Origin of the sequence: Sulfitobacter sp. SK011 (assembly GCF_003352065.1) — a bacterium.
In the GTDB taxonomy this organism is placed as follows: domain Bacteria; phylum Pseudomonadota; class Alphaproteobacteria; order Rhodobacterales; family Rhodobacteraceae; genus Sulfitobacter.
Window position 1 is genome coordinate 2,306,227 of the sequence record NZ_CP025803.1, and the last position, 26,269, is coordinate 2,332,495.

Genomic DNA, 26,269 nt, shown 5'->3' on the forward strand with positions numbered 1-26,269 from the left:
AAATGCACGCTATAAGCTTCAAGCACGTTACGTCTTAATCAAGGTGCGTCGTCAAAGACAGGCATCAAACCAACACGAAAGCTGTCAATGACAATCTTACCTTCGTCCCTGAAATTCACCGTCACTTTGCCTGAAACATTGCTTTGGACCTGTCCCACACCCCATTCTGGTCGATCTGGATTTCGGACCAGCATGCCGGGGGTCAAAATCGCATTAAGATCGTCCATTTGGGCTCCTTTCGCGGGGTTGAGCCTGTGATTGTGCAGGACAACATCAACCTGGCCACCCTGATCGGCAGCCGTATTTGTCATGATCTGATATCGCCGATTGGCGCGATCAACAATGGGCTGGAGTTGCTGTCGATGGCCGACAATCCGCCTGCCGGTCCAGAGATGGAGTTGATCGGGACCAGCGTCGATAATGCCAGCGCCCGCATTCGGTTTTTCAGGATCGGTTTTGGGGCCGCCGGGCATCAGATGGTTGGACGTGCGGAGATCACCTCGATCCTGCGGGATCTCTATCAAGACAGCCGGCTGACACTTGAGTGGCTGCCAGAGGAGCCGCAGCCGCGCGCCGCAGTACGGTTGGCCTTTCTCGCGATCATGTGTCTTGAGACAGCGATGCCATACGGCGGTCGCGCCGAAGTGTCCGAGGCTGAGGGCAAATGGATGCTCAAAGGCACGGCAGACAAGTTGAACGTCGATCCGACCCTTTGGGGGATTTTGGCCGAACAATCGCCCGATACGTCACTGCAGCCCGCCCATGTTCAATTTGCGCTTTTGCCAAAAATCGCAGGTGATGACGGCAGACGTATCAGATCATCCTCGAACGACACCAGCGTCACCATTCAGTTCTGAATTTACGCCCTTATGGTGCCGTCACCCGTCACCAGATATTTAAAACTGGTCAGTTGCGCCGCCCCAACCGGCCCACGGGCATGCATCTTGCCGGTGGCAATGCCAATCTCTGCGCCCATGCCGAATTCACCGCCATCGGCAAACTGGGTTGAGGCGTTGTGCATCAAAATTGCGCTATCAAGTTGGTTCATGAACTGCTGAACGGTTGCGGCATCTTCGCTCAGGATACAATCAGTGTGGTTTGAACCATACTTGCGGATGTGGGCGATGGCATCATTCACATCTGTCACCGTCTTGGCGGCAATGATCATGTCCAGATATTCGCGCCCCCAATCGTCATCCTTCGCCGGTGTGGTGCCGGGAATGTGCCCCAGCGACTGATCCACCCGCACCTCAACACCAGCATCAATCAGGGCACGGATCACACCCTGGCCAATTGTCTTGGCAACCTTTTCATGGATCAACAGACATTCTGCCGCACCACAAATACCTGTGCGCCGGGTCTTGGCATTCATCACAACCTTAAGCGCCTTTTCAGGGTCGGCGTCTTTGTCGATGTAGATGTGCACAATGCCTTCAAGATGCGCAAAGACCGGCACCCGTGCCTCGCGCTGGACCAGCCCGACCAGGCCCTTGCCGCCACGCGGCACAATCACATCAATGGTGTCGGTCATGGTCAGCATCGCGCTGACTGCCGCCCGGTCGCGGGTCGGCACCAGTTGCACGGCATCTTCGGGCAGATCGGCATCACGCAAGCCTTGCTGCAAGCAGGCATGGATCGCGCGGGAGGAATGGAAGCCTTCGGACCCGCCCCGCAGGATCACCGCGTTGCCTGCCTTGAGGCACAATGCACCGGCATCCGCTGTTACGTTGGGGCGCGATTCATAGATCACACCGATGACGCCTAGGGGCGTGCGCACCCGCTTGATGTGCAGGCCCGAAGGTTGATCCCACTCGGCCATCACTTCGCCCACCGGATCGGCCTGTTCGGCAACACTACGCAGCCCGTCGACCATGCCTTGAATGCGCGCTTCATCCAGCATCAGGCGGTCCATCATGGCGTCCGACAGACCCTTGTCGCGGCCAAAGGCCATATCCTTTGCGTTGGCGGCCAGAATATCCGCCCGGCTGGCCCAGACGGAATCTGCGGCACCCATCAGCGCGGCGCGCTTGGCGTGCGCGCCGGCGCTGGCAAGTTCGGCAGCGGCCTGTTTGGCGCGCCGCCCGATATCCGCCATGAGTTCAGGAATATTATCTATATTTTCCATAATCTTACCACTGCCCTTTAAACTGCCATATCATCACGGTGGATCAGCGCAGCCCGTCCCGGATAGCCCAATATCGCTTCGATTTCAGCAGATTTATAGCCCTTTATCTGCGTCGCCTCAGCCGATGAATATCTGGTCAGCCCATAGCCAATTGCCCGTCCCGTCTGGTCCAGCAATGCCACGCTATCCCCGCGCTCAAAGGGGCCTGCAACCGCACTGATCCCCGCAGGCAGCAATGATTTTCCGCGCGCCAGAGCCGCCACAGCGCCCGCATCCAGGGTGACGGACCCGCGCGGTTTCATCGCCGCAATCCAGCGTTTGCGCGCCGCTTGCGGATCGGTTTGCGCGGTGAACCATGTGGCATTTGCGCCCTGTTCCAGCGCCGTCAAAGGCCGCATCACCGACCCTTCGGTGATCGCCATGGCACACCCCGCCGCTGTTGCGGTTTTGGCGGCCATCAACTTGGTTTTCATGCCGCCCTTGGACAATCCAGAACCCGCATCGCCCGCCATCGCCTCAATCTCGGCGGTGATGGTGTCGATCTGCGCATACCGGGTCGCGGTGGCATCCTCGGTCGGGTTTGCACTGTAAAACCCGTCGACATCGGACAGCAGGATCAACTGATCCGCGCCCACCGTGACCGCAATCTGTGCCGCCAGACGGTCATTGTCCCCAAAGCGGATTTCATCCGTCGCAACGGTATCGTTTTCGTTCACAATCGGGACCACACCCAGGCTCAGCAATTGTTCCATGGTGGCGCGGCTGTTCAGATAGCGGCGGCGGTCGGCGCTGTCTTCCAAGGTAACCAGCACCTGCGCGGTGGTGATGTTATGCGGGGCCAGAACCTCTTCATAGGCCCGCGCCAGTCGGATCTGCCCCACCGCAGCGGCGGCTTGCGATTGTTCAAGCGCCAATGTCGTCACCGGCAGGCCCAGAACCCCGCGCCCCAAGGCGATGGAGCCTGATGAAACCAGCACAACGTCATGTCCGAGCGATTTCAGCCAGGCCACATCCTGTGCCAGCCCCACCAGCCAATCGGAGCGCAATGCACCGGTTTTGCGGTCGACCAGCAAGGCCGACCCGATTTTGATGACAACCCGTTTGGCAGCGCTCAGGGTTGCCATGGTGCCGCTTCTTCTACGGGTCGATGGCGCAGGCGGTCATCGTCAATCTGACCGCGCAGGGCGCGCAACACCTCTGTGACGCCTTCGCCCGCAACGCCCGACATCATCATCACATCACCGCCGCTGGCTTTCTTCAATGCTTTCAAAGCACTTGTGCGCTCTTCTTCGTCCAACGCATCAACTTTGTTGAGCACCGTGATCCGCGGTTTTTCAGCCAGATCACCGCCGTATTTTTCAAGTTCTGTAATGATGGTCTGATAATCCTGCGCCACGGTTTCTGAGGTGCCATCAACCAGATGCAGCAAAACTGCGCACCGCTCCACATGGCCAAGAAACAGATCACCAAGGCCGCGCCCTTCGGACGCGCCCTCAATCAGACCGGGAATGTCAGCAACCACAAATTCGGTGTTGTCTACGCCCACAACGCCCAGATTGGGGTGCAGCGTGGTGAACGGATAATCCGCAATTTTGGGCCGTGCATTGGAGGTCGCGGCCAGAAACGTTGATTTGCCAGCATTGGGCAGCCCCAGCAGCCCGACATCCGCAATCAGTTTCAACCGCAGCCACAGCGTCCGTTCCACGCCGTCCTGACCCGCGTTGGCGCGCCGGGGTGCCTGATTGGTTGCCGATTTGAAATGCAGGTTACCGAAACCGCCGTTGCCACCGCGCGCCAGTTCGACGCGCTGCCCAAGTTCGGTCATGTCGACCAACACGGTTTCCTGATCCTCGTCCATGATCTCGGTGCCCACAGGCACCCGCAAGACAATATCGTCACCGTCTTTGCCGGTGCGCTGCCGTCCCATACCGGGCTGGCCGTTCTTGGCAAAAAAGTGCTGCTGATAGCGAAAATCGATCAGTGTGTTCAGGCCATCGACCGCTTCGGCCCAGACCGATCCGCCACTGCCGCCGTCACCGCCGTCCGGCCCGCCATATTCGATATATTTCTCGCGCCGAAACGACACGCAGCCCCCGCCGCCCGCGCCGGATCGGATGTAGACTTTGCACAGGTCGAGGAACTTCATGGCGGTGGCCTTTAAAAAGGAGGGCTAAAGCTTGCGGCTATAGGTCCAGGTGGGTACGGCAGCATCGCGGGCCAGACAATAGGTTTCCGCATCACCGAGATAGACAAAACCCGCATTGGTCAGCACTTTGGCTGACGCGGGGTTGTCATGGTAGACGGACGCAAACATCGTGTCATTGCCCAGCGGGTTCGTCGTGACAAGCGCCTTTACGGCATCGGATGCCAGATGGGTGTTCCAGAATGCCGGAGCAACCCAATACCCAACCTCAGTCTGGTTGCGATCGAGCCGGGACAGGGTAATAACACCCATCACTTCGGCACCGCCCGATTTAAGCCCATCCATCACCCACACATCTTCATCACGCGGCTCGCTCAAGGCGCGGGTGATGAAGGCGTCGATGGTGCCGGGGGGCAATGGATGCGGGATGCTCGACGTGGTCATCGCGACACGGGGGTCACTGGCATACATCTCGATCAAACCCAGATCGGATCGCTGCATTGGGCGCAGGTCAAAGCGTTCGGTTTCGATCACCGGCTGGTTGACAATAGGCTGTATTTTCATCGTCATGTTCCTCCTCCGAACAGTACGAAAACAACAGAAGCGACAGTAAGTGCCGCCAATGTCCACATAAGATAGGGTTCCGCGGCCGTTCCTGCCACGGTCTTTGCAATCCGATCACCTGCAAGTGTCCACATGGGATGCAAGATGACCTGACAGGCCAGCAATACCGCAGCGATGGTGAGTGTCGCAGTAAAGCTTGACGTATCAGGGCCGACAAAGGCAGTAAACCCACCCACAATCATCGCCCACGCTTTGGGGTTCAGGGGGTGCACGATCAGCCCGGCTGCAAAACCGGGAACACCGTCTGTGCTGCGTTCCTGGCCCAGACGCAGGTTTGCCACTTTCCACGCCAGCCAGATGATATAGGCAGCCGAGGCGTATTTCAGCATCTCGAACACCCAAGGCGCGCGGGCGCTGAGTTCCATCAGGCCATAGCCGACGGGCCAGATGACAAGCTGTTTGCCCAACGCGACACCGGCCACAAACGGCAGCGCCGCGCGAAAACCAAAGCGCGCGCCGGTGGCCAGCAGAGCCATGTTTGCAGGCCCCGGCGTGCCAATCTGCGAGGCCGCGAAGACCGCAAATGAGGTGATGGCAACCGACATTACGCGCGTCCCACCTTGGCAAAATCGCGTGCCAGCAGGCCCATGATCACATCATCATGCCATGCTGCCGCCACCCGCCCTGCTTCGCGTTCGCGGCCCTCTTCGACAAAGCCGACCTTTTTGAAGGCGGCAATGGCACGGTCGTTATAGGAAACCACACGCAGGCTCAAACGCCGCAGGAAAAGCGGGCCGAACGCATAGGCAGCAAGCAACCGCAGCGCCATGGTGCCAATGCCCTTGCTGAGGTATTTGGGATCAAGAATACCGATGGCAAGCTCGGCCTTGTAAAGATGCGGGATCACAGAATGTAGCCTGACAGCGCCAACCATGCGGCGTCGATACTCAATGATCCACGCCAGCGGCTCCACCTCTTGTGCGTGCAGCCATGCGGTCGCATGTGCCTTGGTGATCGGGGTCACATTTGCGGGATCCGCGCCAAACATGTGATGAATTTCCGGCACATTGCCCAGCTTGAACCGTGCAGCGGCATCCTGTGCACGTGGACCACGCAAACGCACGTGTCCCTCTTTCAGCGTCGGGCGGGTTTGGCTCAATTGCATCGCACCGCTCCTTTTTGAAACACGTGCATAAAATGAAAAAGGGACCGGCGTTTTCGCCGATCCCTGAATTTTTGATAACCTTACGGGGTCGGGCTTATTCAGCGGCCTCCGCCACCGGAAGGACCGAAATAAATGTGCGGTTTTTCAGGCCCTTGTGGAATTGGACATTGCCATCCACGGTTGCAAAGATTGTGTGATCCTTGCCCATGCCCACGCCTTCGCCCGGCCAGAACTTGGTGCCGCGCTGACGCACAACGATGTTGCCTGGAATGACAGCTTCGCCGCCGTATTTCTTTACACCAAGGCGACGACCAGCTGAGTCGCGCCCGTTACGGGATGAACCGCCTGCTTTTTTATGTGCCATCTGGTCTCTCCTTAGCCTTTAGCCAATTCTTTGGCCTGTGCGATCCAGTCTTCACGACCGACACGACCTTTGAATGACAGTTTCTCTTCAATCGCTTCCACGTCCGCGTCTGTCCACTTTGCAATCTGTGCAAATGTTGTGACGCCTTCGCCGTGCAGCTTTTTCACGATTACCGGACCAACACCAGAAATCTGGCTCAGATCATCGCCACCCTTGGCCGCTTTGGCTTTGGGAGCAGCTTTCTTCTCGGTCTTGGCTTCAGCTTTTTTCTCTGCCTTCGGCTCGGCTTTCTTGGCCTTGACCGGCTTTGCAGATTTCTCTTCCGCTTCACCAGTTTTCACGCGCTTTTTCATTTCCGCCTGATCACCACGGTTGAACGTATAACGCTCGTTTATGGCGGCAACAGCTGCGGCACTGACAGAGCCCGTTCCAATCGCGGCTTCAACACCGGATTTGCCTGCACCGGACGACAAGATGTCCGTAATCTTGACCAAAGTCAGCTTTTGGCGGTGACCTTTGGTGCGCTTGGAGGAGTGTTTCCGACGGCGCTTAACAAAGTTAATTACCTTTTCGCCTTTGATCTGATCGACGACTTCAGCCTGAACGCCGGCGTCTTTGACCATGGGCGCACCGAGAACCGGCTTGTCGCCGCCCAGCATCAGCACGTCGTTGAATTGAACCTTATCACCGGCATTTGCCGCAATACGTTCGACCCGCAGCATATCGCCAGAGGCCACTTTGTATTGCTTACCGCCAGTCTTGATGACCGCAAACATTGCGTCTTCCTTTACTTTCATCCGCGTTCTGTGGTCCCCGTTATGGGCGTTTTGGATCGGCCCGATTGACCTGATCCACCTCGAACAGCGCGCCCATGGGGCGTCATTAAAAAACATCCCGTTGCAAGCGAACCCGCCGGGATGCGGGCTTATCAGTCGAAGCGCTGCTCAAGTCAAGCAGGTTTCGTCAGATAAACAGCGTTAGTCAATGCTCATATGGGTTTCAGACTGCATGCAAGCCGTTCAAAGCTCTTCTGCGGTCATGTTGAGTGCCACAGCGCGCCCCAAGGCATAGGAGATGTCTTCATAGGCCTTGCCAAACCCGTCGAACAGCCCCCGGTTCAGCGCCTGCCCCGCTTTGGTCTGCGAATAGGTCAGATATGCCTGCAGCTCCGCATCGCTGAGCGGATGATAGGCCAGCAGCAGATAGCCATAAAGCCATGACACCGTGTCGTCGGTAATCTCGTCTAGGTCCTCTGCCACATCGGCCAGAATCTCTTCGTCGCTCATCTGGGTTGCCCGACCATCGGTCAACCCGCGCAGAAACTGATAGTTCGAATTCATCGCCGACGTGACATTGCGGTTGATCATATCGCCGCTTTCGACAAAGCCCCGGATCAACTCAAGACGCGCGTCATCGGTCCCTTCCAGTGCCATATACCGCGCGCGGGCCGCTTCCTCGACGTCATCGTCCAGAATGGCAGCGCGTGCGGAATTTTCCAGCGATACGATTTTGCTGCCCAGCTCCGAGGCAAAGAAATCAATTGTCTGTTCCAGTTCTGCCGACAGATCCGGCTCCTGCAATTCACTTTCCAAAGCGCGGCGCACTGTCTCGACCATACGAGCGGTGTCATAGATGGCACCGATCTGAATGTCCCAGCCGGGGCCACCTCGCCCCCCCAGCATATCAACATCCAACTCAGTGGCGTGGCTCAGCCCTTCTTCGCGCAGAATCTGCGCGGCTTCCGGCAGTTTGAGCACATCAACCAGCACCGTCAGTCGCGCATCGGCCAGCGCAGGCCCCGTCATCAACACAAACAACGGCCAGATCAAAGCAAGACGCAGGTTTGCTACCGACGGCAAAAGACGCTGCATGCTCACAGATCCTGACTGGGCTGCATGTCCGCCAACCGGTCGGCGACGGCCTCGAACCGGTTTGCCATGATTTCAAATTGCACCGCATTCATCAGCGCATAAACCTCTTGCATGATCGGTTCTTCCAGTGCGTCGGCGTAGGCGGCCACCTCATCATCAGAAAACGCCTGATAGGTATAGGCAGACGTGGCCAGCGCATTTGCCCGGATCGACGTGCGCAATTCATCTTGCTGATTGCGCATCGCCTCGCGCAGGTCGGGTTCTTCCATGCGCAATTCGATCACACCTGCGGCCGCGGCGGCCAGCAGGAATCTGATCTGAACTTCCTGAATGGCCCGGATCGACGTGTCCTCAGCATTCGAGGCGGAGTTGAGCCTGTTCAAAAGTGCCACGCGCGGGCTGCCAATCCGGACCAGCCCGTCAACGATCTCGGTCCCGCTTTCAGACTTCAACCCGTCTTCTTCGATCATATGCGACTTGTTCTCGACCTCGACCAACCGTTTGCCCAGATCGCTGGCATAGAAATCCGCCGCATGGGTCAGTTGCGCATCGCTGAGCGTGTTGCCCAGGATTTCCAGCGCCATGTCATGCATGATGTCGGTCGCAAACACTTCGCGCACCAGACGGGACCATTCAGACCCAAAATCCTCGGCCTGCATTCCCAACATTTGCGGCGCGGAATCTGCGGATAACCGAATGCTTTCCAGCGCCACGTCAAAGCCGGTGACTTCCAAAAACGCCTCAAGCCGATCCAGGTCCGCCGCATTTGCCGCCGTGCTCAGACTGCTGAGCGCCGCAGACACGATGAGGCAGAAGGCAAGAAAAGAAGAACGATAAAAAGCGCGCATTGGGAAGTCCTTGAGTATCAGTTTATATGCAAGCTTAGGTCATCTGCGGCCAAGGGCAATGAAAATCCCCGTGTGGTCAGGTGATGGGCAGAACCCCTCTTGCCTGAACGCGCAAACCGCACTAGACGGACCGTCCAGACCCCCGCGGAGAAATGCCGGAGTGGTCGAACGGGGCGGTCTCGAAAACCGTTGAGCCTTCACGGGTTCCCAGGGTTCGAATCCCTGTTTCTCCGCCACATCCCCTCAGCTGCGCCTTTTCATTGCGCTTTGGCCCCCTGCAACATTTCGAACACCTCGTCGCGGTCCGATAGGACCAGCAACAGCGCGACATCGCCGGGGTGCAGTTGATCAAGGATCATGCGCGCGCCGATTGCCGGGGTGGCGGCGCGGTCGATCTGGGCAAGGCCACCGGCCTTTGCCGCCGCTGCAATCAGGTCTGGCACGTCTCCCGGCTCACGGCCGCGCAAATGGTTGGGCAGTTCGGCCGCAACCATGCTGTCTGGACGAAACATCAGCGCTGCGGTGGTACCTGCACGGATATCCTCATCAGACCGGTCGCCGGGGTGGCTTTGCATCAAATAGCGGCGCTTTGCGGTGAGCGATGCCAGCGTCCCCGATATGGCTGATATGGAGTGGACGTTATGGGCAAAATCGACAAAGACCCGTGCACCATTGAATTCAAATTCATTGCAGCGACCGGGATTGTCGCGCGCATCGGGCCGAAAGCCCTTTAACCCTGATGTGATCGCAGCCCAAGGGATACCCAGCGCCACGGACACACAAATGGCGGCCAGAACATTCTGAACATTGTATTGTGCAGCCCCACCCAACGTAATGGGCGCATTCGCGACCGCCATTACCGTTGTTGCCGTCGATCCGTCAAAATAGATCAGGTCGCCTTCGGCGAGATAGGCACATGGCGTCCCCTTGGTTTGTGCCTGAACGATTTGAGGGGCGTCAGACCTCAGAGAAAACCAGCAAATGGTTTTGTCCACATGTGCAGCCTCGACCACGCTGACAGGGTCATCTGCATTCAGAACCAGAATGCCATCCGCAGGCAATGTGCGGTGCACTGCAAACTTGGCTTGCGCCAGTTCGGCCACCGTATTCACGCCGTATTCCCCAAGGTGATCGCGCGCGACATTGGTGACAGCGGCAACGCGGGCGCGTCTGGTGGGCAGGCCGCGCCGCAAGATCCCACCACGCGCCACCTCAAGACAGGCGATTTCAACGCGGGTGTCACGCAACAGCATGCGTGCGCCGCCGGGCCCGGAATAATCACCACGGTCCAGAATATCATCCCCCACCCGCACCATATCGGTCGAGGTCAGCCCCGCCATTTTACCGGCGGCCTGCGCGATTGCGGTGCACAGGCGCGTTGTGGTAGTTTTGCCATTGGTGCCGGTGATGAACGCGACGGGGATGTCGTGCAGCGCTGTCCAATCCACATCTTCGGGCGTTGGGATTTCACCGATCGGCCAAGTCTGCGCACCGATCCCATGGCCAATCGACACCGCGTCATCATCGCTGAGCACATCAACGTCATGCTCTGCCGCTGCACGGATCAACGCAATCAAAGCCGGGTCAGCCTCTTGCGCCATTACTGATTTGAGATCGGCAATCATCGCGTCAAACGCCTGTGGTGCCGTGCCCGAAAGCTCGGCAGCACAGAGATGCCAAGCGGTTTGAGCGACAAATATCGCCGAATAAAGCTGATCCATCGGTGCCGAGAGGGCGAGGTTTACACCACCCTGAAACAGCCGAGTGGCAACCTGTTCTTGTGGCCAGCCACAGGCATCCAAAACCCGGCGGGCATGGCGACCCCAGGCATCGGCGACGACGCCGGCATCCCCCTGCACAAACGCATCAATGACCGCCCCTGGATGGTCCCATATCATCCCCGGTCCCGTCAGACGGCGCGCGTCAGAGATGCGGACATGATCCAGCGGTGCCCAGGTGAGTGTCAGCGCGTCTTCTAACGCTTCAATGCGGTCCATCACGCGTCCCCCCGGTGCCAATCGGCGTCAATCGGCATCTTCGACTTGGACCTTGGCCAACAACACACCACGCGCATCGCTGACAATGTTCTGGTCGTTGTCAAACACCTCTTCAAACGAGGCAGGTGCGGGGACTGGCACAACAGGAGGTGCATCGTCATCAACCTGAGGGGCATTGAAATAGATGATCTGTTTCCAGCAGCGCGCAGAATTATCGCCAAAGATCACCAGCAGATCGCCCTGCCCTGCCATTTCAAGACCGGCGTCTACCGCTTCGGTTTCGTCGGGGATCACGGTGATGGCATCCTCGGCCACGCCGTTGCTGATCAGTTCCCTGCGCAGCATCTGTGGGATTTCATCATGTCCACGGCGGCGGCGGTTGTCGTCGGCCTTGCAAATGTAGTGGTCAAAATGCCCGGCCAGAATACGCGCCGCGTCGGCCACGTCCTGATCGCGGCGGTCACCCGGCACGGCCAGAACAGCAATGCGCCGCCCCTTGACGTCCATCCGGTCCGCCAGATCGGCCATTGCCCCAAAGGCGGCAGGGTTATGGGCATAATCAAGGATCACCTTAAAGGGATGTTCGTCAAAGACGTTCATCCGCCCCGGTGCCTGGAAATAGCTGGTGTCAAAGGTGCGCAACCCATGGCGGATATTGTCCAGATCGACGCCAAAGCAATAGGCCATCGCGGCGGCGAACATGGCGTTTTGCACGTTGTGCATCGCCTTGCCTTCAAGCGTGGCGGGGATCAGATGCGACCACAAAACCGGCATGTGCAAACCGTTGTCGTAGATCGTCAGCATGTCGCCGTTCATAGCACTTTCCAGCACGATCGCCTTGCCGCCGGCCTTGATGTGGTCCTTGACCAGCGAATGGCCGGGGTTCGCGGTGACATAAAGGATCGACTTCACATCCGCATAAGGGGCCATTTTCAGGCAGTTGATGTCGTCCGCGTTCAGCACGGCCACGTCCGTTGCACTTTCGATCACGACGCGTTTGACCACGGCCAGTTCCTCGACCGTGTCAATGCCACCAAGACCCAGATGGTCGGCCGAGACATTGAGACAGGCCGCCACATTGGACCTTTGATAGCCCAGACCACTGCGCACCAGCCCGCCCCGCGCGGTTTCCATCACGGCAAAATCGACCTTGGGATCGCGCAGCACGATTTGCGCGGACTTGGGGCCGGTCATGTCGCCTTTGACGCTCAGCTTGCCATCGACATAGACACCATCGGTTGAGGTCAGGCCAACGATCTTGCCGCTGGCTTTCATGATATGCGCCAGCATCCGCGAGGTTGTGGTCTTGCCATTGGTCCCGGTGATCGCTGCAATGGGAATACGGCTTTCCTGTCCCAGCGGGAACAACATGTCGATCACCCTGCCCGAGACATCTCGCGGTTGTCCTTCAGATGGGGCCACGTGCATCCGGAACCCCGGTGCGGCGTTCACTTCAACAATTGCACCACCAATATCTTTGTAAGACTGCGTGATGTCGTCGATCAGGAAATCGACGCCGCCCACATCAAGGCCCACGGCCATGATCGCGCGTTCGGCCATATCGCGGTTGTCAGGGTGCACCACATCGGTCAGATCGATCGCCGTGCCACCTGTCGACAGGTTCGCGGTGGAACGCAGGTAAAACACCTCTCCCTTTGGCAGTACACTTTCAACCGTATGACCGGCATCAGCGATCAGGCGCTTTGCCTGATTGTCGATCTCGAGCATGGTCAGCACCTTTTGGTGGCCAATCCCGCGCCTGGGGTCCTGGTTCACGATGTCGACCAATTCGCTGATCGTGCTTTTGCCATCGCCGATCACGTGGCCCGGCACCCGCTTGGCGACCGCAACCAGCTTGTTGTTGACCACCAGCATGCGGTGGTCAAACCCGGTGATAAAACTTTCAACCAGAATGGCGCTGCTTCTGGAATGTTCCTTGGCCTCGGCAAAGCCGGCCTCGACCTCTTCGTCGGTACGCAGATTGATCGACACGCCGCGCCCGTGGTTGGCATCCAGCGGCTTGAGCACGACGGGATGGCCAATGGTTTTGGCGGCCTCAACCGCGCCACGCGGGCTATAGACCATGCGTTGCTGGGGCACAGGCAGGCCCAGATCGTTGAGCAGGTTGTGGGTGTCTTCCTTGTCGCAGGAAATCTCAACCGCGATATGCTTGGTCTCAGAGGTGATGGTCGCCTGAATGCGGCGTTGAAATTTGCCATGACCGAATTGCACAAGAGAGCCTTGGTTCAGGCGGATCCAGGGAATGTCACGGTCTTCGGCGGCTTTGACCAGCGAACCGGTTGAGGGGCCAAATTCCTTGCGCTGCGCATGCAGCACAAAGCTGCGCAATTCGTCGTCCCAATCGAAATCCGGGTCGAATTTGTAGTCCAGCTGCGCCTTCAAGTCGTCCGGCAGCAGATGCATCAACAACCGCAAGGCCAGATCGCCCGCCGCCAGACCGACATCGCGCTGGCGGTATTGATAGACCATGTTGTAATGACCAAGTGCGCCGGTGCCGCGCGTCCGGCCAAAGGTCACATCGGTGCCGGCAACATTCTGCACCTCAAGCGCGCAATGCTCCAGAACATGGCCCAGCCATGTGCCTTCGTCCTCACGCAGCCGGCGAATGAACCCACCCGCCTCGCTATAAGAACAGCCGTGCTCGGCAAGTCCCGGCAATGCCGCAATCAACCCGTCAATGAAGGTTGTGCCAATCTTGGCCGAAGGCCAGTCTTCCAGAAGTCCTAAGTCAATGACATGCCGGATGACCGGAAAACCTGCCCAGACGTTGGGGCCGACAAAAACATTGGTCGAGACTATCTTCACGCGTGTTTCCTCACCGGTTCAGGGCATCCCGTCAATCGGACGTGTTTTCATCCGCCGCAGGCAGAGAACAGAATGCCATATGTTTATCCGGCGCATAGGCAATATGGGCCGTCAGGTCATAACGGCACCCCTCGCCCAAAACGTCAAGACGAAGTCCAAGCAGGCTCAGTGCCTCGCCCGGGTTTGCAGCCCACATCGACGAATGGGTCAGATGGTTGGCGTCCACCACGGTGACTGTCCCGCTGCCGACAACTTCCAACACATTGTCGGGGCCGATGAAGGCGGCGGTATCTTCGTCAATGCCAAGCCCGATCAAAAAGGGGTTAAAAGACGTCGCGGTCAGCAATCGGCCCAGCCGATTGCGCTGGGTGAAATGCTGGTCGATGATCACCGCATTCGTCAGACCGATACCGGGGGCCAGGGACACGGTGCCCTCAGCCGGGCTTTCGTTACCCTGCCCGCCCGCGACCATGTGCTCTGACATGATCGACGCGCCCGCCGATGTGCCCGCAACCGGGACCCCCGCGGCATTGGCACGTCTGATTTTTTGCACCACCAAGGTCCCGCCCAGTATGGCTGACAACCGCAATTGATTGCCGCCCGTCATGAAAATGCCCGTGGCATCATCCAGCATTTGCGAAAACTCAGGATTATCGCAATCCGCGCGGTGGTTGATCGGCAAATACTCAACCTTGCCCGCGCCAAGTTCTGAAAAGATACGGTGATAATCCGGACCCGTTTCCTCAAGCATCGACGCGGTTGGGATCACCACAATAAACGCATCTTTGCCGCCCGAAAGCTCGACAAACTTGCGATGGATTTGCATTTCTTTGATGCGGTCCTCACCCCCACCGATGGGAATGATAAACCCGCGTTCCTGGGTTTTGCTGACAGGTGCAGGGCACATTTTAGATCGCTGTCCTTTGGTCATAGGTCCGGATCGCAGGTCGCGACCCGATTTGATTGCGATCCCTATGCCATTCCTTTGTGGAAACTACCACGCCTTCTATTTCATTTGCTGTTTTCGGGCGATCACCCCAAAGTAAGAAACCAGATTACGCAAGGACGCACCTGATGTCGCCAATCACTTCGCCCGAACGCGGGTTCCCAACCGCAGAATATAAACAACGCGCGGCCCGCGCCCAGACGATGATGAAAGCCTCTGGCCTTTCGGCCTTGGTGCTCACCACCGAACCCGAGGTGCGTTATTTCACCGGATACCTGACCCGGTTCTGGGAAAGCCCGACGCGCCCCTGGTTCCTGATTGTGCCTGCGTCCGGCGACCCTGTGGCGGTGATCCCGTCCATCGGCGCGGCCCTGATGGGCAAAACCTGGATCACCGATATCCGCACATGGTCAGCCCCCGATCTGGTCGATGATGGCGTGTCCTTGCTGGCAGATACGCTGCTGGAAATATGCGGCGATGGCGGATCCATCGGCATGCCTTCGGGCCACGAGACCCATGTGCGCATGCCCTATGACGATATTACGCGTCTAAAGGCGCTGGTGTCCAAAAATGCCATCACGGGCGACGCTGGGATCATGCGCGCCCTTCGGATGGTGAAATCCGAGCTTGAAATTGCCAAAATTCGCTACGCCTGCCAGATCTCCGGACGCGCCTTTGCGCGGGTGGGCGAAATAGCGGGCGCAGGTGTGCCGCTTGATCAGGTGTTTCGGCGGTTTCAGGGCCTGTGCCTTGAGGAAGGTGCCGACTGGGTGCCGTATTTGGCGGGCGGGGCCGGGCCAGATGGCTATGCAGATGTGATTTCACCCGCCACACCTGATCCATTGCTTCCCGGTGATATCCTGATGCTGGATACCGGGCTGGTCTGGGATGGGTATTTCTGTGATTTTGATCGCAATTTTGCCATTGGTCCGCCCAGTGATGCCGCGAAAGCAGCGCAGGCGAGGCTGATGGAGGCGGTTCAGGCCGGGGCCGACGCCGCACGGCCCGGTGCGCGGGCATCCGATATTTTTCACGCCATGGACAAGATCGTGACAGGCGGTGCCGGCGGGTCAGAGGCCGGGCGGTTGGGCCATGGATTGGGCATGCAACTGACCGAATGGCCCTCGTTCATTGCGGGCGATGATACCGTTCTTGAGGAAGGGATGGTGCTGACCCTGGAACCCGGCATTGATGTGGCACCGGGCCGCATTCTGGTGCATGAAGAAGATATCGTGATCACCGCTGGCGCACCAGAATTCCTGTCGCCCCGTGCCAGCGCAGACCTGCCCATCTTGTGAGGAGCTGATGATGCCTGCCTTTTCCTATACCCTCGAAGGCCCTATCGGCACCCGCGCTACATTGGGCCTTGTGGTCTTGCAATCGGATGAGACCATTGAACACGACTTTCGCCGCCTCTTTGCTGCCCCGGACATCAGCCTTTATGTGACCCGCGTGCCAAGCGGTCTGGATGTCACCCCCGATACCCTCGCCAGCATGTCCGCCGCCCTGCCCGCCGCAGCGGGCCTTTTGCCGACGGCGCTGAAATATGATGTGGTCGGCTATGGATGTACCTCAGGAACGGCGGTTATTGGCCCGGACAAGATTGCCGAACAGGTCAAAACGGGCTGTTCCGCGCGCCATGTGACCGAACCGCTCAGCGCATTGGTGGCGATCTGCGAGGCCAAGGGCATATCGCGCATCGCGTTCCTGTCACCCTACATCGAAACCGTCAGCCAGACGTTGCGGAACGCCCTGAACACCCGAGGCGTCATGACGCCTGTGTTTGGGTCCTTTGACGAAGGCGAAGAAACCAAGGTCGCCAAAATCTCGCAGCAATCGCTTTTTGATGCGGCAATGGCCCTGGGCGCGTCAGACGAGGTTGAGGCTGTGTTCATATCATGCACCAATCTGCGCACGCTTGATGTCATTCCCAGGATCGAAGCGGCTTTGGGCAAGCCCGTGTTTTCCAGCAATCAGGTGCTGGCATGGCACATGGCGCATCTGGCCGGGATTGAGCTAGCCTAGCCGCGCGCTCAGCCGTTCGAGCATGTCAACACAAGACGATAACTGACTGATTTCAATATATTCGTCCGGTTTATGCGCCTGTTCGATGGACCCCGGCCCACAGACCAGTGCGGCCATGCCAAGGCTTTGGAATAACCCCGCCTCGGTGCCGAATGACACCACATCTGTGCCATTTGTGCCGGTGAGTTCCATCACCAGATCGCGCGCCTCATTATCTGTCATCGGCGCAAGCCCCACCGTTTCACCGATGGTTTCGGTCACAATATCCGCGCCAGTCCAGACCGCCTGCATCTGTGGCAAAAGCACGTCGTCGCAATAGCGCTGCATGGTGGTTTTCACATGCGCCAGATCGCCGGATTGAACAGGTCGTGTTTCCCAATCCACCGTCGCCAGCCCCGGGATGACGTTGTGGGCAATTCCGCCATGCAAGGCCCCCACGTTGATCGTGCTGTAGGGCGGATCAAAGGTACTGTTCTTGGGGGCGCGACTCTGTAAATCCGCCCGCAAGTCCATCAGCCGGTTGATATAGCGCACCGCATATTCCACGGCATTCACCCCCAGTTCCGGCTGTGACCCGTGCCCCTCGCGCCCGGTGAAGTGGGTGGAATATTCACAACAGCCCTTGTGCCCTTCGATCAGGCGCATGGATGTCGGTTCACCGATGATGGCAAGCGACGGACGGTCATCGCGCGCCGCCAGATGCTGTGCCAGATCAGCGGCACCCAGGCATCCCGTTTCCTCATCATAGGTAAACGCAAAATGGACGGGTCGCCGTGTCGCCGACCGTGCAAATGCGGGGGCCAGCGCGATGCAGGCCGCGATAAACCCTTTCATGTCACAGGTGCCCCGCCCATAGAGGCGTCCCTTATCTGATGTCATCTCGAACGGGTCGCTCGACCAGCGTTGCTCGGTCACCGGAACCACATCGGTATGACCTGCCAGCAAGATACCCCCTGCCCGCTCTGGCCCCAGCGTGGCATAAAGATTGGCCTTGCCGCCGCTTGCATCATGATACCGCGTGACCTCGGCACCGACCGCAGTCAGTTGGTCCGCAAGATAATCAATGATCGCAAGGTTGCTGTCCGTCGACACCGTGGGAAATGCAATGAGGTCAGACAGGACGCTTATGCTGGTTTCAAGATGGTCCACGCGGGTCAGTCCTTGATAAAGAGCTTGCGTTCAATGTTGCAAAACGTGCTTGCAGGGCCATCGTCGGTGATCAGAATACTTTCGGTGATTTCAAGCCCCCAATTGTCCATCCACAGACCTGGCATGAAATGGAATGTCATACCGGGTTGCAGGACTCTCTGATCCTCGGGACGCAATGACATGGTGCGTTCGCCCCAATCAGGGGGGTAGCTCAGGCCGATGGAATAACCACAGCGCGCGCCGCGTTCGATCCCGGCGCGGTCCATCGCATCGCCAAGTGCATTGGCAATGTCGCAGGTCCGGTTGCCCGCCCGTGCTGCTTGCAGCCCCGCTTCAAGCCCCTCGACAACCGCCTCTTCCCCGCGTTTGATATGATCGGGTGGCGTGCCAAGAAACACCGTGCGCGACAGCGGCACATGGTAGCGCCGATAACAGCCGGCAAGTTCAAAAAACGTCGCTTCACCGGTTTTCATCTCATCACCATTCCACGTTATATGCGGTGCGGCGGCGTCTGATCCGCTGGGCATCAGGGGCACAATCGCGGGGTAATCACCCCATATATCTTCAACGCCACTGATCCCTGCGGCATAAATCTCTGCGGCCAGTTCATTCTTGCGCACCCCCGGTTCGGCCCGGTCCAGTGCAAATCGGATGATCTTGTCCGATATCCGCGCGGCCTTGCGCATGAACTCCAATTCTTCATGCGATTTGATCGCCCTTTGCCAGTTCACGAGCGCAGTGGCATCCATGATCTTGGCGTCAGGAAGTGAGGTGAGCAGCGTCGTATAAGCCTTTGCCGAAAAATAGTAATTATCCATTTCAACGCCAATGGTCCCGGACGCCAGACCCCGCGCTGCCAGCTTGGCCGACAGATCCTGCATCGGGTGGCGTTCCGTCGATTGCACATAATCATCGGTATAGAATTCAACATCCGTTTTACTCCGATCGACCGTGCGCACGGCCCCATTGGCGTCCTGCCGTCTGCCCCACCAGAACGGTTTGCCTTCCAGCGGGACAATCACCGCCTGATGCACATAGAACGACCAGCCGTCATAGCCGGTGAGCCACGCCTGATTGGATGGATCAGTGGCAATCAGCACGTCGAGACCCGCTTCGGCCATCGCGCCGCGCGTCTTGGCCAATCTGCGTTCGTACTCAGAGGGCGAAAACGGGGTTGGGTTCATGTCACTCATGATCAGCTGTCCTTTGCGGCCTGCCTCAAACGATCATCCATTCGTTCGCAATTCACAAACGATATTTTGGTGCGTTGACAGAATCTGACCCACCCCTTAACGATTCACGCCATATGACACGCGATGGCGTCGCACCCTCGTCATACCATTGGCCATCTGGCCATCAATCCTGTACGCCCGGATATTTTTTGTTTGATCGGCCGCTTATGCGCCCGTCCCGAATTGAGGATACTTGGATGACCGACAATCACGACACCGCCATCACTGACCGGGTCAAATTCTTTACCAGCCACAACGGCGAAAAAGCCCCTTTGCCGTTCTCGGATACCGAATACCTGCGCCGCCAGACAAAGCTGCGCGAGATCATGGCAGAGCGCGACATCCCCGCTGTGCTGCTGACCTCGATGCACAACATCGCCTATTATTCAGGGTTTCTTTATTGCAGCTTTGGCCGGCCCTATGGCTGTGTGGTGACCCAAGGTGCCTGCACAACTGTGTCGGCCAACATTGATGCCGGTCAGCCGTGGCGCCGGTCATTTGCCGACAACGTGATATACACCGATTGGACGCGCAACAATTATTGGCGCGCTGTGGCCAGCCTGATCAAGGGTGCCAAAAGGTTGGGGATCGAAGCCGATCACATGACCCTTGCGTCTCGTGAGACCCTCAATGACATGCTGGGCGCACCTGAACTGGTCGATGTCGCCCCGGCAACGATGGCCGCGCGGATGGTCAAATCCGAAGAGGAAATTGCTTTGATCCGCGAAGGTGCGCGGATAGCAGACCACGGCGGCGACGCGATCCGCGCTGCGATCACGGAAGGCACCCGCGAGATTGATGTGGCAATTGCAGGCCGCGACGCGATGGAGCTTGAGATCGCCCGCGCCCACCCCAACAGCGAATTGCGCGACAGCTGGGTCTGGTTTCAGTCAGGTCTGAACACCGATGGCGCGCACAATCCCGTCACCACCCGCAAGCTGCAAAAGGGCGATATCCTGAGCCTGAACGCCTTTCCGATGATCTCGGGTTATTACACCGCCTTGGAACGCACCTTGTTCATGGGCGCACCTGACACAGCATCGCTCAAGATGTGGGAAGCAAATGTAGCGGCCCATGAACTGGGCCTGTCGCTGATCCGACCGGGGGCCACCTGTTCGGGCATCTGCGACGAAATCAACCGCTTCTTTGCCGATCAGGGCCTGTTGCAGTATCGGTCCTTTGGCTATGGCCATTCGTTTGGCATCCTGTCGCACTACTACGGGCGCGAGGCCGGGTTGGAACTGCGCGAAGACATTGATACCGTGCTGGAACCGGGCATGGTGGTGTCGATGGAGCCGATGATCTGGATCCCCGAAGGCACCCCCGGAGCAGGCGGATACCGCGAACACGACATCCTGATCGTGGGCGGCAACCAGACAGAAAACATAACGAAATTTGCCTATGGACCAGAGGCGAATATCATCGACTAAAAAGGCTTAAAGGCATGCTGACGAACGACGTATTGGACAAATGGGACCGGGAAAGTTTCTTCCACCCTTCAACTCATCTGGCACAGCATGCCCGTGGTGACAGCGCATCCCGGATCATTGCCGGGGCACAAGGCAGCCATATCATCGACCGTGATGGCAACCGGATTTTGGACGGGTTTGCAGGGCTTTATTGCGTCAACGCAGGGTACGGCCGGCGCGAGATTACCGATGCGATTGCTGCGCAGGCAGGCCAGTTGTCCTATTACCACGCCTATGCGGGCCACAGCACCGAAACCTCCATTACCTTGGCCAAGATGGTCATGGACCGCGCGCCCAAGCATATGTCAAAGGTCTATTTCGGGCTGGGCGGATCAGACGCCAATGAAACCAACATCAAGCTGATCTGGTACTACAACAACATCCTTGGCCGCCCAGAAAAAAAGAAGATCATCAGCCGGTGGCGCGGGTATCACGGGTCTGGATTGATGACCGGATCGCTGACCGGGCTTGAGCTGTTTCACCGCAAATTTGACCTGCCGCTGTCCGGCGTGGTCCACACCCAAGCGCCTGATTTCTTTCGCCGCGACGATCTGAACCAGACGGAGGCCGAATTTGTCGCCGATTGCGTTCAGAAACTAGAGGATCTGATTGCAGCCGAAGGCGCTGACACCATCGCAGCCTTTATCGGCGAACCGGTCTTGGGCACAGGCGGCATTGTCCCACCGCCCGATGGATATTGGCAAGCCATTCAGGCGGTGCTGGACAAGCATGATATCTTGCTGATCGCGGATGAAGTAGTCACTGGATTTGGCCGTTTGGGCAGCATGTTCGGGTCGGATCACTATGGAATGAAACCTGATTTCATGACCATCGCCAAGGGCCTCACATCGGCCTATGCACCGCTGTCGGGGTCGATTGTGTCTGCGAAAGTCTGGAAAGTACTGGAGGACGGCACCGATGAAAACGGCCCGCTTGGCCATGGCTGGACCTATTCGGCGCATCCGATCGGGGCGGCCGCAGGTGTGGCCAATCTGCGTTTGATCGACGATCTGAACCTCATTGAAAACGCCCGCACTGTGGGCGCATACCTCAAGGAAGGTCTGGGTGAAGCCCTTGGATCACATCCGAACGTGGGTGACATTCGCGGCGACGGGATGCTCTGTGCACTCGAGTTTGTCAAAGACAGACCCACCCGAGAATTCTTTGCCACCGATCAGAAAATTGGCCCGCAAATCACCGCATCATTGCTCGCAAAAGGCGTGATCGGTCGTGCCATGCCACAAGGAGATATTCTGGGGTTTGCCCCGCCTTTCTGTCTCACCACAATGGAAGCCGATGAAATTATTACCAAGACAACGAGAGCAGTTGTCGAAGTCTTAGGCAAAGAGTGAAAAACGCTGAATTCTTCGGCAAATACAGGACTTTTGGGTAGTCAAACCTGTTGCAAAGCATCTTATCCTGTGTTCTCTTTCACCAAATCTGCCAAAAAAGGCAGGACATTTTCACCTGGGGAGGTGCCGCTTGTCTGAAAAAGCCACTCGCGACGGTTTCGTCGTTTTTGACCGCGTTCAAAAGAGTTACGATGGCGAGAACCTCGTCGTTAAAGACCTTAACCTTTCGATTGGAAAAGGCGAGTTTCTGACAATGCTTGGGCCCTCAGGGTCTGGTAAAACCACCTGTCTGATGATGCTCGCCGGGTTTGAGACCGCGACGCATGGTGACATACTGTTGGATGGCAAGCCAATCAACAACATCTCGCCCCACAAACGCGGTATCGGCATGGTTTTCCAGAACTATGCGCTCTTTCCCCACATGACGATTGCGGAAAACCTGTCCTTCCCTCTGGAAGTGCGCAACATGAGCAAATCCGATCGCGAAGCGAAGGTGAAACGCGCGCTTGATATGGTGCAAATGGGTGAATTCGGCGGCCGTCGCCCTGCCCAACTGTCCGGTGGTCAACAACAGCGTGTCGCCCTGAGCCGTGCATTGGTCTTTGAACCTGACCTGGTTCTTATGGACGAACCTTTGGGTGCTCTCGACAAACAACTGCGCGAACATATGCAGTTTGAAATCAAACACATCGCTGACAATCTGGGCATCACCGTTGTTTACGTGACCCACGATCAGACCGAAGCTTTGACCATGTCAGACCGGGTCGCTGTGTTTGAAGATGGCCGCATCCAGCAACTTGCGCCACCAGATGAGCTTTATGAAGAACCACAAAACAGCTTTGTTGCGCAATTTATCGGCGAAAACAACACGCTACAGGGCGTTGTGAAAGAGATAAACGGCGATGTTGCCTTGATCCAACTGGATGATGGCAGCCTGATCGATGCCAAGCCCGTGAACGTCAGCAAGGCCGGTGAACGCACGCAGGTCTCGATCCGTCCTGAACGGGTTGAATTCCAAAAGGAGCGTTTGAAAAAAGGCTCCCATACGCTCAAGGCTGAGGTGCTGGAATTCATCTATATGGGTGATATTTTCCGCACCCGCCTGCGGGTGGCTGGCAATGATAATTTTATCGTCAAAACCCGCAACGCGCCCAATCAGGTGCGTTTGGAACCTGGTACAACCGTCGAAATCGGTTGGCAGGCCGAAGATTGCCGCGCGCTGGACGCTTAGGCGCGCGCGTCATGTCGCCGCCCCATCACCGGGCGCGATGAATAAGGGGCGGTGATCAAACCCGACGTCACTGCCTTTACGAGTTTATCGGGTAAGAACTGGGAGAACCTAAATGAAATTGACCAAAACGCTTATGGCAACCTCTGCACTTACGATTGCGGCAGCAGGTATGTCTTTTGCTGATGGCCACATGGCCAGCGAAATGACCATCGTAAGCTGGGGTGGTGCCTATTCAGCGTCACAGCAGAACGCCTATCACGACCCCTATTCCGCAAACACGGGCACTAAGATCATCAATGATGAATCCTCGCCCGAGGCTGTCGCCAAGCTGCGCGCCATGAAAGAAGCAGGAAACGTGACTTGGGATCTTGTCGACGTCGAAGCGGCGGATGCCATTCGTCTGTGCGACGAAGGTCTGGCGATGGAATATGATCCAGATGAACTGTTGGCAGCGGCACCTGATGGCACCTCTGCTTCGGATGATTTCGGCGATATGATTGTCAGCGACTGCTTCATTCCGCAAATCGTCTTCTCGACCACATTCGGCTATCGCACCGACATGGTCCCTGCAGGCACTGAGGCCCCAACAGGGGCGTGCGACGTGTTCGACCTGGAAAAGTATCCGGGCAAACGCGCGCTCAACAAGCAGCCAATCGCGAACATGGAGTGGGCGCTGATTTGTGACGGCGTTGCATATGAAGATGTTTATGACACTCTTGAGACAGACGAGGGTCAGCAAAAGGCGCTCGACAAGCTTGCAACCATCAAGGATCAGACGATCTGGTGGTCAGCCGCTGCCGAACCGATTCAGCTTCTGGCCGATGGCGAAGTCTTCATGGCATCGTCTTATAACGGTCGTCTGTTTTCCGCCATCGTCGAACAAAGCCAGCCGATCGGCATGGCGTGGGATTGGCAGATGTTTGACCTTGACGGTTGGGTCATCCCCGCCGGATTGCCAGACGATCGTCTTGCGCGGGTGAAAGACTATGTCATGTTCGCGACAGACACGCAGCGCCTGGCAGATCAGGCGAAGTACATCAGCTATGGTCCGGCACGTATGTCTTCGGCACCGCTGGTTGGCCAACATGCGACCCTCGGTATCGACATGGGCCCGCATATGCCAACCGATCCGGCGAACGCAGAGAACACATTCGTGAACAACTATTCATGGTGGGCAGATTATCGCGACGATCTTGATGCGAAATTCCAGGCATGGTTGACGCAATAAACGTTACTTGGAAGGGGCTGTAGTGGCCCCTTCCACCCTCCTATTTGTTTTTCCATTTTTCTGACTTGAACCAATCCGAACGGGGATGACATGAGCGATACAACCACAAAAGGTCCGGTCCTTGCCGCAGATGGCACCCCGCTCAAGAAATCTTTGAATCGCGCCCTGCGGTTGCAGAAACTTCGCGCCCTGGCACTTATCGCGCCCTTGCTGATCTTTGTGCTGGTCACATTTGTGGCCCCCATTGCCGACATGCTGTTTCGCTCGGTTGAAAACGACATCGTGTCAGAGACGCTGCCGCGCACGACCACCTTGTTGCAAGAATGGGACCCCGAAAGCCCGGCACCGCCGGATGCCAATGTTTTCAAAGCGTTTTACGAAGACATGTTCATCGCACAAGAGGGCAAAACCCACACAGTGCTTGGGGGACGCCTGAACTACGAACTCACCGGCATGTCGTCCTTGTTTCGCAAGTCCGGTCGCAAGGTCGAGGACATGGGCGAAGTCTATCAGGATCAATTCGAGGACCTGAATGCATTCTGGAAAGACGGCGAAAACTGGAATGCCCTCATGGGGTCGGACCAATGGCTTGAAGAGATGGCGGGCTGGGACCCAAAATCAAACGCCAAACAACCGCGTTTCGAATTGCGTGACGGCATCGAAGAGATTCTGCCGGAGACCTCTGCCAAGTTCCGTGGATATGCGACTTTCGTCCAAACCGTCGACGAGGACAATCTGGCCAAGGAAGACCCCTGGGCCTTGATTTATTCATCGCTTTACGACGACCTGACAGCAGAAGGTGCCGCATCACTGGGCAATTATGCAGGCCCCGCCGCGGCAGAGTTGCAGGAGGCCGCGGCCGCCGCTGAAAGCTTTGAAACGGTTGATTTTGTTGCCGCGTTCAAGGAGATCGACAAAGACTGGGTTAATCCCAAAGTCTGGCAGACAATCCACACCTACTCGCCAACGATTACCAACGGCTATTTTCTGAATGCCATTGATATGCAAAAATCACCCAGCGGCCCCCAAATGCGCCCCGAAAACCAACAGATTTATCTCAAGCTGTTTTGGCGGACGATGGTCATGTCGGTGATGATCACCGGATCTTGCATCTTGCTTGGTTATCCTGTCGCGTGGATTTTGGCGAACCTGCCCGCGCGCACGGCGAACCTGTTGATGATCCTCGTGCTGTTGCCATTCTGGACATCGCTGCTGGTGCGCACATCGGCCTGGAAGGTGATGTTGCAGCAACAAGGTGTGATCAACGACACGCTTGTCTGGCTTGGGATAGTTGGTACCGACGATCGATTGGCGCTGATCAACAACCAGACCGGCACGATCATCGCGATGACGCATATCCTGCTGCCGTTCATGATCCTGCCGCTTTATTCGGTGATGGCCACGATCCCGCAGACCTATCTGCGTGCGGCCAAGTCATTGGGGGCCACCAACTGGACCGCGTTCTGGCGGGTGTATTTCCCGCAATCGGTGCCGGGCATCGGGGCGGGGTCGATCCTCGTCTTCATCCTAGCCATCGGCTATTACATCACGCCGGAAATCGTTGGCGGTACCTCGGGTACGTTCATTTCAAACCGGATCGCCTATCACATATCAAGTTCGCTGAACTGGGGTCTGGGGGCGGCACTGGGTGCGATCCTGCTCGCTGCGGTGATGATGCTTTATTATGCCTATGACAAGATTGTCGGCATCGACAACGTCAAGCTGGGAGGTTGA

The 26,269-nt window shown here is 57.5% G+C and carries 24 protein-coding genes and 1 tRNA gene; 9 read left to right on the top strand and 16 right to left on the bottom strand.

The window, feature by feature from the left end; all coding sequences use genetic code 11:
- Nucleotides 1-38 precede the first annotated feature (38 nt).
- A complete protein-coding gene (locus tag C1J02_RS11360) occupies nucleotides 39-227 on the bottom strand; it encodes a DUF3553 domain-containing protein (protein ID WP_114878685.1) in 189 nt (62 codons plus the stop codon).
- Nucleotides 228-257: 30 nt separating this feature from the next.
- On the opposite strand from C1J02_RS11360, the gene C1J02_RS11365 reads away from it, so the two are divergent.
- Nucleotides 258-857: a histidine phosphotransferase family protein gene (locus C1J02_RS11365; RefSeq protein ID WP_114880522.1), complete on the top strand. Its 600-nt coding sequence runs from the start codon at nucleotides 258-260 to the stop codon at nucleotides 855-857.
- Nucleotides 858-859: 2 nt separating this feature from the next.
- On the opposite strand, the gene C1J02_RS11370 is transcribed toward C1J02_RS11365, so the two are convergent.
- The 10 genes from C1J02_RS11370 to C1J02_RS11415 all read right to left on the bottom strand — a co-directional run bounded on the left by C1J02_RS11370 (nucleotide 860) and on the right by C1J02_RS11415 (nucleotide 9,080).
- The gene (locus C1J02_RS11370; RefSeq protein ID WP_114878686.1) at nucleotides 860-2,125 is read right to left on the bottom strand and encodes a glutamate-5-semialdehyde dehydrogenase; all 1,266 of its coding nucleotides are present in this window, start codon (nucleotides 2,123-2,125) and stop codon (nucleotides 860-862) included.
- 17 nt (nucleotides 2,126-2,142) lie between these two features.
- Nucleotides 2,143-3,249 (bottom strand): glutamate 5-kinase, encoded by a 1,107-nt coding sequence (proB, locus tag C1J02_RS11375; protein ID WP_114878687.1) that lies wholly within the window; start codon nucleotides 3,247-3,249, stop codon nucleotides 2,143-2,145.
- Nucleotides 3,237-4,271 (bottom strand): GTPase ObgE, encoded by a 1,035-nt coding sequence (gene obgE, locus C1J02_RS11380; protein ID WP_114878688.1) that lies wholly within the window; start codon nucleotides 4,269-4,271, stop codon nucleotides 3,237-3,239. The genes proB and obgE overlap by 13 nt, the downstream gene beginning before the upstream one ends.
- Nucleotides 4,272-4,295: 24 nt before the next feature.
- The gene (locus tag C1J02_RS11385) at nucleotides 4,296-4,832 is read right to left on the bottom strand and encodes a GNAT family N-acetyltransferase (RefSeq protein WP_114878689.1); all 537 of its coding nucleotides are present in this window, start codon (nucleotides 4,830-4,832) and stop codon (nucleotides 4,296-4,298) included.
- 2 nt (nucleotides 4,833-4,834) lie between these two features.
- On the bottom strand, nucleotides 4,835-5,437 hold the full coding sequence (locus tag C1J02_RS11390) for a LysE family translocator (protein WP_114878690.1): 603 nt from the start codon (nucleotides 5,435-5,437) through the stop codon (nucleotides 4,835-4,837).
- Nucleotides 5,437-5,997 carry a GNAT family N-acetyltransferase gene (locus C1J02_RS11395; protein ID WP_114878691.1) on the bottom strand — a complete coding sequence of 187 codons (561 nt, stop codon included), beginning with the start codon at nucleotides 5,995-5,997 and terminating at the stop codon, nucleotides 5,437-5,439. Before C1J02_RS11395 ends, C1J02_RS11390 begins: the two co-directional genes overlap by 1 nt.
- Nucleotides 5,998-6,091: 94 nt before the next feature.
- Nucleotides 6,092-6,361 (bottom strand): 50S ribosomal protein L27, encoded by a 270-nt coding sequence (rpmA, locus tag C1J02_RS11400; RefSeq protein ID WP_114878692.1) that lies wholly within the window; start codon nucleotides 6,359-6,361, stop codon nucleotides 6,092-6,094.
- An 11-nt stretch (nucleotides 6,362-6,372) separates the two neighbouring features.
- Nucleotides 6,373-7,137, bottom strand: a complete 765-nt coding sequence (locus C1J02_RS11405) for a 50S ribosomal protein L21 (protein ID WP_114880523.1) — start codon at nucleotides 7,135-7,137, stop codon at nucleotides 6,373-6,375.
- A 243-nt stretch (nucleotides 7,138-7,380) separates the two neighbouring features.
- On the bottom strand, nucleotides 7,381-8,232 hold the full coding sequence (locus C1J02_RS11410; protein WP_254693088.1) for a DUF2059 domain-containing protein: 852 nt from the start codon (nucleotides 8,230-8,232) through the stop codon (nucleotides 7,381-7,383).
- Nucleotides 8,233-8,234: 2 nt separating this feature from the next.
- Complete coding sequence (locus C1J02_RS11415; RefSeq protein WP_114878693.1) at nucleotides 8,235-9,080, bottom strand: DUF2059 domain-containing protein; 846 nt, start codon at nucleotides 9,078-9,080, stop codon at nucleotides 8,235-8,237.
- Between the two features lie 146 nt (nucleotides 9,081-9,226).
- On the opposite strand from C1J02_RS11415, the gene C1J02_RS11420 reads away from it, so the two are divergent.
- Nucleotides 9,227-9,316: transfer RNA gene (locus C1J02_RS11420), tRNA-Ser, on the top strand.
- 21 nt (nucleotides 9,317-9,337) lie between these two features.
- Here the strand turns inward: C1J02_RS11420 and C1J02_RS11425 are convergent.
- Genes C1J02_RS11425 through C1J02_RS11435 form a run of 3 tightly spaced genes read right to left on the bottom strand, consistent with a single transcriptional unit; the run spans nucleotide 9,338 to nucleotide 14,810 of the window.
- On the bottom strand, nucleotides 9,338-11,077 hold the full coding sequence (locus C1J02_RS11425) for a Mur ligase family protein (RefSeq protein WP_114878694.1): 1,740 nt from the start codon (nucleotides 11,075-11,077) through the stop codon (nucleotides 9,338-9,340).
- Nucleotides 11,078-11,104: 27 nt separating this feature from the next.
- A complete protein-coding gene (gene cphA, locus C1J02_RS11430; RefSeq protein ID WP_114878695.1) occupies nucleotides 11,105-13,903 on the bottom strand; it encodes a cyanophycin synthetase in 2,799 nt (932 codons plus the stop codon).
- A 31-nt stretch (nucleotides 13,904-13,934) separates the two neighbouring features.
- Nucleotides 13,935-14,810 (bottom strand): cyanophycinase, encoded by an 876-nt coding sequence (locus tag C1J02_RS11435; RefSeq protein WP_114878696.1) that lies wholly within the window; start codon nucleotides 14,808-14,810, stop codon nucleotides 13,935-13,937.
- A gap of 167 nt (nucleotides 14,811-14,977) precedes the next feature.
- On the opposite strand from C1J02_RS11435, the gene C1J02_RS11440 reads away from it, so the two are divergent.
- Together C1J02_RS11440 and C1J02_RS11445 are read left to right on the top strand one after the other, a co-directional pair.
- Nucleotides 14,978-16,147 carry a Xaa-Pro peptidase family protein gene (locus C1J02_RS11440; RefSeq protein WP_114878697.1) on the top strand — a complete coding sequence of 390 codons (1,170 nt, stop codon included), beginning with the start codon at nucleotides 14,978-14,980 and terminating at the stop codon, nucleotides 16,145-16,147.
- Between the two features lie 7 nt (nucleotides 16,148-16,154).
- On the top strand, nucleotides 16,155-16,874 hold the full coding sequence (locus C1J02_RS11445) for an Asp/Glu racemase (RefSeq protein WP_368073754.1): 720 nt from the start codon (nucleotides 16,155-16,157) through the stop codon (nucleotides 16,872-16,874).
- Here the strand turns inward: C1J02_RS11445 and argE are convergent.
- Together argE and C1J02_RS11455 are read right to left on the bottom strand one after the other, a co-directional pair.
- Nucleotides 16,866-18,023, bottom strand: coding sequence for an acetylornithine deacetylase (argE, locus tag C1J02_RS11450; protein ID WP_114878698.1), 1,158 nt, complete (start codon nucleotides 18,021-18,023; stop codon nucleotides 16,866-16,868). The genes C1J02_RS11445 and argE overlap by 9 nt on opposite strands.
- A 5-nt stretch (nucleotides 18,024-18,028) precedes the next feature.
- Nucleotides 18,029-19,216 (bottom strand): M24 family metallopeptidase, encoded by a 1,188-nt coding sequence (locus C1J02_RS11455; RefSeq protein ID WP_254693089.1) that lies wholly within the window; start codon nucleotides 19,214-19,216, stop codon nucleotides 18,029-18,031.
- Between the two features lie 236 nt (nucleotides 19,217-19,452).
- Between C1J02_RS11455 and C1J02_RS11460 the strand changes: the two genes are divergently transcribed.
- The 5 genes from C1J02_RS11460 to C1J02_RS11480 all read left to right on the top strand — a co-directional run bounded on the left by C1J02_RS11460 (nucleotide 19,453) and on the right by C1J02_RS11480 (nucleotide 26,269).
- A complete protein-coding gene (locus C1J02_RS11460; protein ID WP_114880527.1) occupies nucleotides 19,453-20,685 on the top strand; it encodes an aminopeptidase P family protein in 1,233 nt (410 codons plus the stop codon).
- A 14-nt stretch (nucleotides 20,686-20,699) separates the two neighbouring features.
- Complete coding sequence (locus C1J02_RS11465; protein WP_114878699.1) at nucleotides 20,700-22,076, top strand: aminotransferase; 1,377 nt, start codon at nucleotides 20,700-20,702, stop codon at nucleotides 22,074-22,076.
- Between the two features lie 130 nt (nucleotides 22,077-22,206).
- Nucleotides 22,207-23,307 (top strand): ABC transporter ATP-binding protein, encoded by a 1,101-nt coding sequence (locus tag C1J02_RS11470; RefSeq protein WP_114878700.1) that lies wholly within the window; start codon nucleotides 22,207-22,209, stop codon nucleotides 23,305-23,307.
- Between the two features lie 112 nt (nucleotides 23,308-23,419).
- Nucleotides 23,420-24,535: an extracellular solute-binding protein gene (locus C1J02_RS11475; protein WP_114878701.1), complete on the top strand. Its 1,116-nt coding sequence runs from the start codon at nucleotides 23,420-23,422 to the stop codon at nucleotides 24,533-24,535.
- 90 nt (nucleotides 24,536-24,625) lie between these two features.
- Entirely contained in the window at nucleotides 24,626-26,269 is a 1,644-nt protein-coding gene (locus C1J02_RS11480; protein ID WP_114878702.1) for an ABC transporter permease, read from the top strand.